Source organism: Desulforegula conservatrix Mb1Pa, from assembly GCF_000426225.1.
GTDB lineage: Bacteria > Desulfobacterota > Desulfobacteria > Desulfobacterales > Desulforegulaceae > Desulforegula > Desulforegula conservatrix.
This window is the reverse complement of record NZ_AUEY01000004.1, coordinates 111,655-125,665: the sequence shown is the minus strand read 5'-3', so window position 1 is coordinate 125,665 and position 14,011 is coordinate 111,655. Positions and strand designations below refer to the sequence as shown.

The window sequence follows — 14,011 nt, the reverse complement described above, 5'->3', positions numbered from 1 at the left end:
TGTGTTTTAAAGTTTTGCTTTATCTGTCTGTTTTCAGTCTGTCCAGTCTCAGTCTCTGGCGTACATCAAAAAGCCTTGCAGAAGAAGCATGTACCGCAATTATTACCCCGAATCCTGACGCACATGCGATGAGAAATATTATCAGGATCTGATATTTTACTGCTTCCATGGGAGGATTGCCGCCGAGAATCTGGCCCGTCATCATTCCGGGAAGGCTTACGAGTCCTGCCACTGACATGGAGTTTATTATCGGAGTCATGGCACTTCGGATGCTGTCCTTTTTGATTTCTGATATGGCATCCTGGGCCTTGTGTCCCAGCATGAGCCTTGCCTCGATCTCATCTTTTCTGTCCCATGCTCCCTGACTCAGCCTGTCAAGGCCGAGGGCTATGCCTGTCATTGTATTGCCAAGAAGCATTCCAAGTAAGGGTATGGCGTATTGAGGGGTGTACCAGGGCTTGATTTTAATTATTATCGTCAAGGCCAGAATTGTTATCGTAAATGATGAAACCATAAGAGGGAGCGCACCCATCATAAAACCCGAGGCTCCGCTGTGTTTTCTCTTCTGTCTTCCGTAAACTTCTCTGGCTGCTGAAAGAAGCATGATTACTGATATTAAGCTTATCCATAAAGGGTTCGACTTCTCGAATATAAATTTGAGAGCTATGCCGACAAGGGAAAGCTGTATAAAGGCCCTTGCCGCGCTTGAAATAAGGATTCTCGATATTCCAAGACGCATTCTGTAGGCGATGGCCGCAAGCACGGCAATGAATACCGCCGAAACCGAAAGGTCAAGAACTGACAGTTTGATTATTGGTTCCATTTATCCCTCTGTCAGCTTGCCATTATTCATTATAAAAAGCCTTGAAGCGATCCTGTCAGCCTGGGCAGTATCATGGCTTACCCATATTACCGGGCATCCCGTACTTTTTGAAAAATCTGATATGATGTTTTCGACTCTTTCTGTATTTCCTGGATCAAGATTGGCTGTGGGTTCATCGAGAAGAAGAGCCTCTGGTCTGTTCTCGAGCAGCCGCAATATTGAAAGTCTCTGCTTTTCTCCACTTGAGAGCCTTTTTATTTCCCATTCAAGGATATCATTTTCAAAGCCCATAATGCCGAAATCAGTCTGTTCCGGAAATATGAAATGATCCCTTACCCTGTCTTCCCACCATGAACTACTTGCTGGAAGAAGCCCCACCTTTTTTCTCCATTCAGGCCCTGAGACCATGTTCATGGAGGTTGTCCCAAGGAAGACATCCCCATCATGGGGAATTATATCCACAATTGCCTTGAGCATAATGCTTTTCCCTGATCCTGAATCACCTTTTATGCAAACGGTTTCACCAGGATTTATTTCCAGGTTCACAGGGCCGATATCAAGGGCCTTAAGCCCGGAAACGATAAGCTTTCCAGGCATTTATCCGGCATCCTTATTTTTCTTCCACGCTTTTATGGCTATCATTACAGCAGATATGGCCGCAGGGGTTATTCCCTCAATTCTGGATGCCTGCCCCACTGAAGAAGGTTTTATTTTTTCCAGCTTGCCCTTAAGCTCTGTTGAAAGTCCCTGTATGATGCTGTAGTCGAATCCGTCGGGAATCCTTATTTTTTCAATGTCCCTGAATCGCTCAATTTCCTGCATCTGCCTGCTTATGTAACCCTCATACTTGATTTCGATTTCAACCTGGCGGCTGGCTTTTTCAGGGATTTTGTTTTCCGGGGGCGCAAGGGCTTCGACCGCAGAATAATCAAGCTCGGCTCTTTTAAGAAGCTGATCCATGTGAGCGCCTGTGGTGATTGGCGAAGATCCCTTGGATTCAAGCCACTCGTTGTTTTCTGGAGTTGGTCTGACAGTTGCAGCCTTGACCCTTTTAAATTCAGAATCAATTATAGCCCTTGTGTCTTCAAGTTCCTGAAAACGATCCTTTGATATCAGGCCATATTCAAATGCTTTTGCCGCAAGCCTTAGATCTGAATTATCTTCCCTCAGAATCAGCCTGTATTCAGCCCTTGATGTGAACATTCTGTATGGTTCTTTGGTTCCCCGTGTCACAAGGTCGTCAACAAGAACGGCCATATATGCTTCGGATCTGTCGAGGATGAATTCCGGCCTTTTTTGAATTTTGCATGCAGCGTTTATTCCTGCCCATATTCCCTGGGCTCCTGCTTCTTCATATCCTGATGTTCCGTTTATCTGGCCTGCCGTGAAAAGACCTGAAATGAGCTTGGTCTCAAGGGTGGGCTTCAGCTGCAAAGGATTGATGTAATCATATTCTATGGCATAGGCCGGGCGCATTATTTCTGCTTCTTCGAGTCCTTCGACGGATCTCACGAACTGAATCTGAACCTCGACTGGAAGACTGTTACCAAGACCGCTTGCATAGATTTCGTCTGTCTCAAGGCCTTCTGGTTCTAAGATTACGTTATGGGTCTCCTTTTCAGGAAAGCGCATTGTCTTGTCTTCAAATGAAGGGCAATACCTGGCTGAAACGCCTTTTATGGTTCCATTATAAAGCGGTGAAAGATGTATGTGATCCTGAACTATTTGTCTGCTTCTCGTATTTGTTCTGCCCATGAAGCTTGGGTATTGAACCGGCATTTCGCCTGAAGTTCTGTATGAAAAAGGGACAGGCACATCATCAGGCATATGAACTGAAAATTTGGAAAAATCGATGCTGCGCCTGTGGAGTCTCGGAGGAGTTCCTGTTTTCATTCTCCCAAGCTCAAAACCGAGTTCCCTGAGATGCTCGGGAAGGCTGTAAGATGCGAACTCTCCTGCTCTTCCTGCCTTTATGGAGCTTGTTCCGATGTGAACGAGGCCGCTGAAAAATGTTCCTCCTGCGAGAATGACTGCGCCTGCCATGAATCCGAAACCTGTGTGATCTATGACGCCGACTATTTTCCCGTCTTCAACTACAAGGCGTTCAACTATTCCCTGTTTGAGATCAAGATTTTCACATGATTCCATTACCGTTTTCATGGTCATGTGGTATTTTTTCTTGTCGTTTCTGGTTCTTGTGGAATGAACAGCCGGCCCTTTTTTGGTATTAAGGGTCCTGTACTGAAGGGCTGTAATGTCAGCCGCCCTCGCCATCGCGCCGCCGAGGGCATCGATTTCCCTTACAAGTGCGCCTTTTGCAGTACCGCCAATTGAAGGGCTGCAAGGCATGGCCGCAACCTTGTCAAGATCTATGGTCAAAACAAGAACCGAGCAGCCCATTCTCGCCGCTGCAAGTGCTGCTTCGCATCCTGCGTGGCCTGCTCCGGTAACAATAACGTCGTATTTTTTATTATAAAAAGCCATTTTATCTTTTTTTAGGATTCCTTAAGTTGGGCCGTTTGTGTTATCCGTGTTTCAGAAAAAAACAAAAACGAAGTATATCACCAGTTTGAACAAGGTCAAGCAAATGCAGGCAAGATATAATGATTTGAATAACTATCTTCGCTCTCTTTTTGGGGAAAGAGTGCAGAAGATAACGGTCGATGCGGGTCTTACATGCCCTAACAGGGATGGAAGCCGAGGAACCGGCGGGTGCATTTATTGCAATCCCCAGGGGTCAGGAACCGGCCTGAGCGTCCAGGGTATTCCCATAGCAAGGCAGATAGAATCTGCGAAAAAAGGAGTGGGCCAGAGGTATAAGGCCAAGAAGTTTCTTGCTTATTTCCAGTCATTCACAAACACATACGCACCTGTGGAACGCCTTAAGGAAATGTATGACGAGGCTTTTTCAGTCGAGGGCGTTGTCGGGCTTTCAATTGGAACAAGGCCTGACTGCGTGGATCAGGAAAAGATTGATCTTATTGCTGGCTATGCTGAAAAACATCTTATCTGGATGGAATACGGGCTTCAGTCAGTTCATGATTCAACCCTTGATATAATAAACCGCGGCCATGATTATGAGACATTTGTTAAGGCCGTGGAAATGACAAAAAACCGGGGCATAAAAATCTGCTGCCATATTATTCTCGGACTTCCAGGCGAAACACGCGGGATGATGCTCGCGTCAGCAAGAAAAATAGCCTCTCTTGGAATAGACGGCGTCAAGCTTCATCTTTTATATGTTGTCAAGGGAACAGCTCTCGATGAAATGTACAAAAAGGGGGATTACACATGCATGTCAAGGGATGAGTATTCTGAACTTGCCTGCGACTTTCTGGAGCTTCTTCCTCCTGAAATGATAATTCACCGGATAACAGCTGACCCCCATCCTGACGAGCTTGTTGCTCCTATGTGGGCACTTGACAAGACACCTAACCGTCAGGCTGTAATAAAGCTCCTTGAAAAAAGGGACACCTGGCAGGGGAGACTCTACGAACCATGCTCTGGTTAATATTTGCAATCATTATTCTTTCTGTTCTTTATGGACCAGCTTTGTGGGCCGGTTCGGTTCTGGCAAGAAACAGCAAGTCCGAGTATTTTTCAGGAGATGGATTTGAGTTCGCCCGCCTTTTGCTGAAAGAGCTTGGCATGGATGATGTGAAAGTGGAAGAGAGCCTTGCAGGCGATCATTATGACCCTTTATTGAATATTGTCCGTCTGACAAGATTCAATTGCGGCAAAAGATCGCTGACCTCAGTTGTAGTTGCTGCCCATGAGATTGGCCACGCAATCCAGAGACGGGAAGGATATCTTCCCCTGGTTTTAAGAACAAGACTCGCCCATGCTGGTTTTTATGCTGAAAAGGCCGGCGCTTTTCTTATTCTGGGCGTCCCCATAATAATCTCTGTTCTCAGAGTCCCTGCCGCAGGACTTCTGGTCGCAGCCGGAGGATTTCTGGCTCTTGGATTCCCAATTGTGGTTCATCTTATTACTCTCCCAGTGGAGTTTGACGCAAGCTTCAGAAGGGCCCTTCCCATACTTGCCGAAGGTAAATGGATTCCGGCTGAAGATTTAAAAGAGGCGAGAAAGATTCTTCTTGCCTGCGCCCTGACCTATGTAGCCTCTGCCCTTGCAGGCATACTCAATTTCTGGAGATGGATAAGATTCATAAGATAACAATTAGCTTTCCCGGGTTGAAAAAGTCGCAAAAACTCTGATTCCAGTCATTCTGGCGCAGGCCGGAATCCAGAAGTCTCTGAAATACTGGATACCGGATTAAGTCAGGTATGAAGCGGACGCCTTTTTTTGATTTTTTGTGAGGCTATCAGGGCTAACTTCTATAAATATAATCTATGCATATATAAAAACCGATTAGAATTATCGATTTGACTTCGTTTTCTTCTATAGCCTAATTATCCTTAAAAAACTCAAGAGGATATCAATGGCAGAGACAACAACAAGCAGATTATTCACCGCAAGCCTCCCTGATTTAATTTATATCTCCTTCCGCCTTATTATAGGAGGCGTATTTATATGGGCCGGAGCAGTAAAACTAATGGATCCCAAGAGCTTCGGCCAGATCATATCCCAGTACAGAATCGTCCCTGAAATGTTTCTTCCTGTCATTGCAATCGGACTCCCTCTGATTGAAGTGCTGGCCGGGCTTGGTCTGATTGCGGACAAACCCTATTGCCTGAGCCTAATTACCTCCATGATAATCATGTTCATCATTATACTCTGGTTTGGAATTCTGAAAAATCTCGATATAGACTGCGGATGCTTTTCAGCTTCTGAGCAGAATTACCATGATGGACTTAAAACAGCTTTCAAAAGGGACTGGGGGCTTCTTGCCATGTCCTTTTATCTGTTTTTTCACAGGGTTCGTTTTAAACAGTTATTTGTTTTCTAATTTTTTTTAAGGAGGTTTATTGATGAAACGTTTTTCAAGAATTATCACAATAATTGCTGCTACTGCTTGCGTATTCATTGCAACAGGGGCGGTCTATGCTAACGAGTTCAGCAAGCAGGAACTGACAAATGAAGAAATAGCCGTGAATTTTTATAATGAAGTTAAAAGGGGCGGCTATGAGGTTGTAAATACCGCCGAGCTTAAGAAATGGATCGATGAGAAAAAGGATATCATACTCGTTGACACCATGCCTCTTGAAAGCAGCTACAAGAAAAACCATCTTCCCAAGGCTCTCCAGATGGAGTTTCCAATTCCTGAAATGACAGAAATTAAGCCTGATGTTCAGGATGCCCTTGTTAAGCTTCTCGGCGTTGAGAAGAACAAAACAATCGTTTTTTACTGTGGATTCCCGAAATGCACCAGAAGTCACAATGCCGCAATGTGGGCCAAGAAACTCGGATACACAAATGTTTACAGATATCCGGGCGGAATCAAGGCTTGGATGGAGTCAGGTTTTCCTGTTGAGCCATAAGATCATCGAATAATAAGAATTATAATTTTATGTAGGGTGTGTGCCGTCCTTGCACGCACCATGCTTTTGAACAAAACGGTGCGTGGAAAAGCGCCACGCACCCTACATTTTGTCTTATTTCAACATCATTGCCTTTCGGGGCTAAATGGTATCTGCATATCCAAATTGTTTAGATACCTACGCCCATAAAAAGGAGATGGACTTAAAAGCCGGTTTACGTCCGTTTCCAGCACTCTCAGATGCTTTTTTCTGATTGACAATATCGTGAATCATTCATTTAAACCTTGACAACACCCCTGTTTGCAACGTTTTATAAAAAACTGTTTTCCAAATCTTCTTTTATTGATTCGATTAATCCCACATCCTTAAGAAAGTGATCTTATGCCTGATATGGATCTAAACACATTTTTTGTAAAAACAACGGCATTGGTGTCGGCCCTTCCTCTACAGGTTCAGATAGTTGGCTGTTTCATAATTGTTCTGTCCCTGGCATTTTTATGGAAATATCTTATTAAAGGTCTTTATCTGTCCTTTAAGCTTCGGAATCTTCTAAAGGATCTCAGGAATTTCAAAAAGACCAAAGGAATAGATCCTTCGGAACTTTTTTCTGCCAAGCGGGGCAGGGAAATGTTCCATCTCTGGACTGAATATAAAGATACCCTTCATCCCCAAAAAAGAATCAATCCTGAAACAGGTGAAGAAGAAATCCATGCACTGAGGGCAACTGTCCCTGCCGAGGCTTTTTTCAGTACCCAGGCTCTTGTGGACAGTCGTCTGAGCGCTGATTTTTTCAGGCATCTTCCAGGTATTTTTACGGGCCTTGGCATAATCGGGACTTTTTCTGGTCTGATAAAAGGTTTGAAAGCCTTCAACGTTTCTGAAAATACCGAAATTGTGCGTAAAAGCCTTGAAAGCCTGCTTGCCGGAGTATCAGAGGCTTTTGTCGTATCTGCCATAGCAATTGGCCTTGCAATGCTCGTCACTCTCATAGAAAAAAGTCTGCTTTCTTCACTTCACCGTAAAATTGAGCAGCTCTGTTATATAATAGACAGTTTTTTTGAAACAGGAGCCGGAGAGGAATACCTTGAAAGACTTGTTAAAGCGTCTGAGGATTCGAGCGTTCAGTCAAGGAATCTGAAGGATTCCTTTATCATGGAGCTTAAACAGACCATGTTCGAGCTCAATCAGAAACAGATCACCGCATTTAACGAGCAGATGTCAGTTTTTGCCCATGCAACGCTTACTAGTCAGAAGGATCTTGGAGACCAGATTGTCAAAAGCATAGAGGCCGGAATTTCCAAACCCCTCGAGTCCATTGCCGAAGTGTTCCGCGGACAGAGGGAGAGGGCAGGGGATGAAATAAGTTCGGCCCTTGGCGACGTGCTTTCTTCCTTTTCCAAAGATCAGAACGAGCTTCTTGGCGGCCAGATAACAGGAATGAATGATATTCAGCAGAAAACCTTGACGGCTCTTGAATCAGCGGTCAATCAGCTTAATAAAATGATGTCTGATCTTAATGATGCAGGACGCGGCGCTACCGATGCTATGGCCGAAAAAATGACGGACGCGGTTTCTTCCATGGAAGTCCGCCAGAGAATGATGAATGCAACGATGTCTGAATTTGTTGAGCAGATAAGGAATCTGGTCAGCCAGTCCCAGTCAGAAACATCCAGAAAACTGCAGGAGATTATTTCTGAACTTGGCAGCCAGGTTTCTCTGATGGTTTCGGAACTGAGAAACCAGGCCAATGATATGACTGTAATGAATAAAACCACACATAGTGATCTCTCCCTTGCCACTGTTAACGCGATCAGCTCGGTTTCAACCGAACTGAAAAATTCCATGCAGACCATGCAGAACCAGATTCTTCAGCTTCTGAACGTTATAGAAAAACAGCAGGAACGCTTTGTTGACAGAACAGAGAAGGCTGTTATTGATTTTTCCAAAAATGTCGAAAATACGGTTTCTCTTTCAACAGGCAAAACAACAGAGATGATCAGCAGTCTCTCCCGCATGGTTGAGACGAGCAACGACAACACAACAACTGCAGTCAGATCCATTCACCTTGCTGTCACTGACCTTACTGAAATAACAGGAACCTCTGCCAGGGACATGAACGAAGGCTCTAAAAATCTTCTCATGTCTTCCGAGGAATTTGGCAAGGCATCAAGGGGATTGACCGGAATACTTGATAAACTCTCGCTTATTGGCAAGGATATGTCTTCGTCATCATCATCCGTTGCAGGAGCTGCGAGGATGCTGGAAGGAATATCGAGCGATTTCAGGGATTCGAAGCAAAGCCTCTCTGCTATGCTTGATAATGTCAGCATCATTGTTGAATCAGCCAGAAGGGAAGCGAGTCTCACAGAAGATGTCCTGAGCAGGATAGACGGTTCTGCCAAGAAGCTTTTTGCAGCCCAGCAGCAGGCGGATGGTTATCTTTCATCTGTTTCAGAAGTTCTGACTACAACGCATAAGGAGTTTTCATCAAATATGCGTTCCACACTTAAAGATGTTAATACCCAGTTTTTTGATCATCTTACTACGGCTGTTTCAAAGCTTCGTGAGGGGATTGAGGAGCTTGAAGCCACCATCGGCAGAATTGGCGGAAGTGTTTCCCGGGAGGTATAGAAAATATGCTGGGCGGACGTATAGTTATAAAGCGAGGGTCAGAGGATGAAGCTGAAAAGCCGTTCTGGATTTCTTTTGCCGATCTCATGACAGCGCTCATGGTTCTTTTTCTTGTTGTAATGAGCGTAGCACTTCTTGCTGTAACCAAGACAGTTACGGAAGTTGAAAGGGCAAAAACTTCAAGGGAGTCTGACATTGACAGCCTTATAGACAAAATGAAGGAAATTACAGTTAATTTTCCGGGCGTGACCGTGGATCAGGAACGCAAGGTAATAGATTTTGGGGAAAGGGCCAGATTCGAGACCGGAAGTTACAAACTTACTCCTGATCAGGCAAAACTTCTGAGATCCTTTATTCCTGATATTCTTGCGGTCGCAAATGACGATCTTGGTAAAAAATGGCTGAAGAGAGTTGTTGTCGAGGGTTTTGCTGATTCAAGGGGGACATATCTGTATAATCTTAATCTTTCACTTCAGAGGAGTCAGATGGTTCTTTGCGCACTTCTTGCAAATCCTCTTCCAGGAGAGATTCCGCTTGCTCCTGAAATTCGTGAGCAGATCCGGGAGCTTTTCATGGTGGGCGGATATTCCTTCAATTCTGCTAAATCCTCTTTGGAAGCCAGTCGGCGAATTGAAATGAGACTCGAATTTCTTGGCATAGGAGAAAATCGTCCTTCCACAGAGGGCATTGTCAGGGGTGATTTTGGTAACTGCGTACTTGGAATGTAGCATGAACCCGCTTAATACCCTCATAAGCGATCTGAACGCCATCAATATTAAAGTCGCGGGAGAAATGCGCTTTGGTGACGATTCCATAAAAAAAATACAGACAGAGGCAAAAAAAATCCACTCATGGCTCAGCCATGTCTCAAATACAAAACCGCCGGATAAAATGATACGTGATGCGGTTTTATCTTTCAGGTCTTCATTCAGATTAAAAGGTTCAAGGGAGACCAGGTTTGTTTGCTGGGGAGCTGCAACGAGATTAGAAGATGGTAAATACCTTCTGATAGAGGATGACAGGCTTTTTCAGAGGCTTATGACGTCAGTCGATGGCTATTTGCTTGAGCCAAAGGAATTCCGCAGATGCTTCAGGGGGCTTCTTGCCGCTTATTTCGGATATGATCCTGATGATAAGGCTTCGACTGAAACTGGCAAAAAGAACTGGGAGTTTTTAAGATTCTATCTTGAAAAGAAAATCAGTCAGTTAAGCATTTCAGGACTTTCTATGCATGACTGGATGAATGCCATACTCGAACACAGAAATCTCCTTTCAAATAACCCCTGCGAAAGATATGGCAAGGGCTTTTTAACCGGCGAACAAGCGGAACTTGACATATCTGCTTCTACCTGGGTTTCAAGGGCAATTTTCAAGGCGAGATTTTCAGCTGCCATTGAGTGCGGTGATGACGAGTTCATAAGTTATCTTCCAAAGCTCATGAAAATGCTCGAAGACAGACGTTACGCCCGCTTTCTCGATAAGGGCCTTTCCATGATTCTGGACAGATATTCATCCTTCGGAATAGAGCATATTAATCCTGAACTTATGTATTTTTCGGTCAGACATTGGAAGAATCCCTGGATTTTTTCGGAGATATCAAAATGGAAGATGGTTTCATCTGAAGCAAGAAATATGGTGGCAAGATGGATACGGGTGGATCTTCTTAAGCGGTTTTTTGAATTTTTTTCAGGAGACGGATTCAACAGCTCGAGGCGTTCTGATTTCTGGATTCGGCATATTGCTCGAATCAGCGAGATGTATTTTGCCCTTGGCAGGGACGCCATGACTGACAGGCGCCCGGAATTCATGGATCAGAAAAGAAAAATGGAAGGCAGACTTATCGCCATTGATGACGGCCTTAGCATTCTTCATAATAACGCCCTCATAATGAAGGTCGGGGATCACTGGTTTGTCGAGTTTGGCGGCGTGGGCGGAGCCGTTTATGTTTACAGCCAGCTCCCATTCAGCCCTGACGAGACTGTCAATGTGAACGTTTCCATGCTCAAAGACAGAAACCTTGCAAAAGACAGGCTTCATCACAAGGATAATTACCACGGCTTTTCAAGATGGGAAGAACAGTTCGAATTCCATCTGGAGAATTTTTTTTGGATAAGCAGATAAGATCCCGATCATGCTTTTGGGCTTGTGGATCATTATCAGTGTGGTTTCCCGCCTTGCTGGATCGAGTCAGATTATACCCTTGAGCCTTAACGCCTCAAAGGTAATTTCCTGGCGAAGGGGAAGATCCTTTGGGGTATTGATCTCCATATTGGTTGCAAAAAACCATACCTTGCCACCTGATTCGACATAGCCTGTGAGCCAGCCAACTTTTTGTGACCATCCGGTCTTTGCCCTTATAGTATGGGAAGATGTCTGTTCAATAATCATGAGCTTTTTGAGCAGTTCGTATGATGACGTTTTAAAAGGATACGCTCTGGTATAGACTTTTTTAAGAAAATCAATCTGTTCAAAGGCGCTGATCCTTAAATCCCCACTAAGCCAGAATGTGGTGATTTCGGGGCCAGCCTGCTCATTTCCGTATTTTATTTTTTTAAGATAGAACTCGTACTTGTCTTTGCCCACACGTTTTGCAAGCTCCTGATAAAACCAGACACATGAAGATGGGAAAGCTGTCTCCATGGATTGGTCTTTATTCCAGCTTGGAATCTCCTGGTTTTTACCGTCCCATTTTATAATTTCTTTTTCATCTGCCACTGCACCTTCTTCAAGAGCTATGAGCGTGTTTGGTATCTTGAAGGTCGATGCAGGAAGAAAACGGGATCTGGCGCGGTCTTTATTGTGACAAAATGTCTTGTCGCCTTTCAGAGATGCAATGACTATGGTTCCATTAATTTTTTTATTTTTGAAAAGATTTGAAATATCAGGATCTTCAACAAAAGTTTCGCTATGTGCCTGGGTCGCTAAAACAAAAAAGAAGGAAATAGCAACGCAAAAAAGGAATTTATTCATTTCTCTATCTTTATGTGTGTTTTTTGAGCAGCTATGCTCTGTTTTTTTTCGAGGGTCAGGCAGAATCCTAAAGTTTTTGCGGAGCTTTTTTCAAAAAGCGACCCGCCGGAGGCACATATCTTCCTAATCAGTCTGTCTTTTCCCTTGGCATCTGCATTCATTTTTTTATTCAAAGCGCAGAGCCAAGGGAAGAGTCAAATCTATCCGCCTGCAAAGACCGCGATCATGATTTGTGCTATCAGGATTTTCAAGATAGTGGCCGCAGGAAAAATCATCGCATAGCATATTTCCACGCGGTCAGAAGGGACGGTTCTGTAAGCGTATGCAAGTATTGCGGGATTGCCTGTGACACCGGCTGTTATACCGAGTAGTTCGTCAAATGGAATCCGCATGACATAATGGCCGATAATCATAGGGATCAGTGCGAGGGCCAAAAGAATGCATGCACCGGCAATAATCAGGGTAAATCCGCTGTCCTTGACCACATTTATGAATGGAGCGCCTGAACTCATTCCAACCTGGGCAAGAAATATGGAAAGACCAAAGTTTCTAAGGGTGATGTTTGCTGAAAGCGGCATTGTCCAGGTAAGTTTTCCGGTTCGGCCAAGTTTTCCGAGGATAAGAGCGACAATGAGCGATCCTCCGGCAATCCCCAGCTTGATCGTTCCTATCATGGGAACAGGTATTGGTGTAACGCCCAGAAGAACGCCCAGAACCATTCCTATGCCAAGGGAAATATAACTGAATTCGGTTGTAGTCTTGATCGAGTTGCCGAAGAATTTTCTCAAATCATCAAATGACTTGCGGTTTGCAAGCAAGCCGATACGATCACCGTATTCAAGGGTAATGCTTGGTGTGATAAGCATTTCGGAGTCACCGCGCTGGATATGGGAGATGGTTGCTTCAATACCTTCAGGCATCTTTAAATCGGACAGCATCATTCCAATAAGATTGGGTTTTGAAACAAAAACGTGGAGATAATCGATGTCGCTGCGATCACAGACAAGACGGCCAGTGGCCTGTTTGCCCAGCATCTCGCGTGCAGAATCAATCGAAGCCTTGTTTATGCCTTCAAGAAACAGAACATCGTCAGCGCCCAGAATCAGCTCGGGATCAGGATGCATGTTTTCATTTCCTATGCGGGCCAGAAGAATTCGGACTCCCACAGGCAATCGAGGGACTATTTCTCCGATCGGACGTCCTATCACATCTGCCGAATGGATGGCTACCTCGAGAAGCTCAAGTCTTGATGAAGAAGATGCCTCGATATTAGGTTTTATTATAAGCTGCATGACGTACATGCAAAGGATGGCGCCAAACACACCAAAAGGATATGAAAGGCTGTAGCCGACCGCAGGCTCGGTGTTTTTCGCAGCTTCCATGGCAGCCTGCATACATGCGGAACTTGTTCCTGACCCTGCGAAAAGACCGACAATCAAAGGATTGGAAGTATTAAGCACATACATTTCTATGATGCTTACGGCAGATGCGGCGATCAGAGCTATCACGGCAAGCAGGTTGAATTTGCGCCCTGCCTTGCCTGTCAGACCTTCGAAAAACTGTTTCCCATACTGCACGCCAAGTCCATAAAGAAACATGACCAGTCCCAGTGTGCCGACCATAGGTGGAGGTTGGCTCTTGGTGGCGATTGCACCAATGAAAAGGCCTGAAAAAATAACGGCTCCAACACCAAGGGAAAACCCCTTGATATTTATTGAGCCTAACGCATATCCTGTGGCAATTACCAGAAACAGAGCCAGGAACGGCTGCTGGTTTAGAAATGAGATCAGTATCTCCATATTATCCCCTTTTTTGCTTTGTTGTTTTGTTCCAGCAAGGCACCATAAATGAACGCGACCAGCCTCGGCTTTTTCCACCTGTTTAAGGCTATTTTGCTATTATCATTTGGAAATGGAGCTGATCTGTCAGAATATGCTTAAAGCTTTCAACAGAAACATAATCTGCCTGTTTTTGTCTATCGTTTTCTGTTGAGAGGGCAAATTGTCTTTTTATCGAAAATCTAATCCTCAAATACAGTATGCACGGACATAAACTGAATTTCATAAGACATGTGAATTTAAAAAATATTTCCATATGTTATATATTAGTATGTCTCAATAAGACATACGAAATTTTTACGGCTTGT

12 protein-coding genes are annotated in these 14,011 nt (G+C 44.4%); 7 read left to right on the top strand and 5 right to left on the bottom strand.

Annotated features, from left to right (window positions below; all coding sequences use genetic code 11):
* Positions 1-19 precede the first annotated feature (19 nt).
* Genes K245_RS0103280 through mnmG form a run of 3 tightly spaced genes read right to left on the bottom strand, consistent with a single transcriptional unit; the run spans position 20 to position 3,307 of the window.
* Positions 20-823: an ABC transporter permease gene (locus tag K245_RS0103280; protein WP_027358157.1), complete on the bottom strand. Its 804-nt coding sequence runs from the start codon at positions 821-823 to the stop codon at positions 20-22.
* Positions 824-1,420 (bottom strand): ABC transporter ATP-binding protein, encoded by a 597-nt coding sequence (locus tag K245_RS0103275; RefSeq protein WP_027358156.1) that lies wholly within the window; start codon positions 1,418-1,420, stop codon positions 824-826. It lies immediately after the preceding gene.
* Positions 1,421-3,307, bottom strand: a complete 1,887-nt coding sequence (gene mnmG, locus K245_RS0103270) for a tRNA uridine-5-carboxymethylaminomethyl(34) synthesis enzyme MnmG (protein ID WP_027358155.1) — start codon at positions 3,305-3,307, stop codon at positions 1,421-1,423.
* 103 nt (positions 3,308-3,410) lie between these two features.
* On the opposite strand from mnmG, the gene K245_RS0103265 reads away from it, so the two are divergent.
* The 7 genes from K245_RS0103265 to K245_RS0103235 all read left to right on the top strand — a co-directional run bounded on the left by K245_RS0103265 (position 3,411) and on the right by K245_RS0103235 (position 11,016).
* Positions 3,411-4,334 (top strand): TIGR01212 family radical SAM protein, encoded by a 924-nt coding sequence (locus K245_RS0103265; protein ID WP_035276385.1) that lies wholly within the window; start codon positions 3,411-3,413, stop codon positions 4,332-4,334.
* Positions 4,322-4,999 carry a zinc metallopeptidase gene (locus tag K245_RS0103260; RefSeq protein WP_027358153.1) on the top strand — a complete coding sequence of 226 codons (678 nt, stop codon included), beginning with the start codon at positions 4,322-4,324 and terminating at the stop codon, positions 4,997-4,999. Before K245_RS0103265 ends, K245_RS0103260 begins: the two co-directional genes overlap by 13 nt.
* 265 nt (positions 5,000-5,264) lie before the next feature.
* Positions 5,265-5,732, top strand: a complete 468-nt coding sequence (locus K245_RS22880) for a MauE/DoxX family redox-associated membrane protein (protein ID WP_051283827.1) — start codon at positions 5,265-5,267, stop codon at positions 5,730-5,732.
* A gap of 22 nt (positions 5,733-5,754) precedes the next feature.
* Positions 5,755-6,264, top strand: coding sequence for a rhodanese-like domain-containing protein (locus K245_RS0103250; protein WP_027358152.1), 510 nt, complete (start codon positions 5,755-5,757; stop codon positions 6,262-6,264).
* Between the two features lie 381 nt (positions 6,265-6,645).
* Positions 6,646-8,895, top strand: coding sequence for an anti-phage ZorAB system protein ZorA (gene zorA / locus K245_RS26275; protein WP_051283826.1), 2,250 nt, complete (start codon positions 6,646-6,648; stop codon positions 8,893-8,895).
* A gap of 5 nt (positions 8,896-8,900) precedes the next feature.
* Entirely contained in the window at positions 8,901-9,623 is a 723-nt protein-coding gene (locus K245_RS0103240) for an OmpA/MotB family protein (protein WP_027358151.1), read from the top strand.
* A 1-nt stretch (position 9,624) separates the two neighbouring features.
* The gene (locus K245_RS0103235; RefSeq protein ID WP_027358150.1) at positions 9,625-11,016 is read left to right on the top strand and encodes an EH signature domain-containing protein; all 1,392 of its coding nucleotides are present in this window, start codon (positions 9,625-9,627) and stop codon (positions 11,014-11,016) included.
* A gap of 66 nt (positions 11,017-11,082) precedes the next feature.
* Here K245_RS0103235 and blaOXA read toward each other — a convergent pair whose 3' ends face one another.
* Positions 11,083-11,865 carry a class D beta-lactamase gene (gene blaOXA / locus K245_RS0103230; RefSeq protein ID WP_027358149.1) on the bottom strand — a complete coding sequence of 261 codons (783 nt, stop codon included), beginning with the start codon at positions 11,863-11,865 and terminating at the stop codon, positions 11,083-11,085.
* Positions 11,866-12,065: 200 nt separating this feature from the next.
* Positions 12,066-13,664, bottom strand: coding sequence for an aspartate:alanine exchanger family transporter (locus tag K245_RS0103220; protein WP_027358148.1), 1,599 nt, complete (start codon positions 13,662-13,664; stop codon positions 12,066-12,068).
* Between the last annotated feature and the right edge of the window lie 347 nt (positions 13,665-14,011).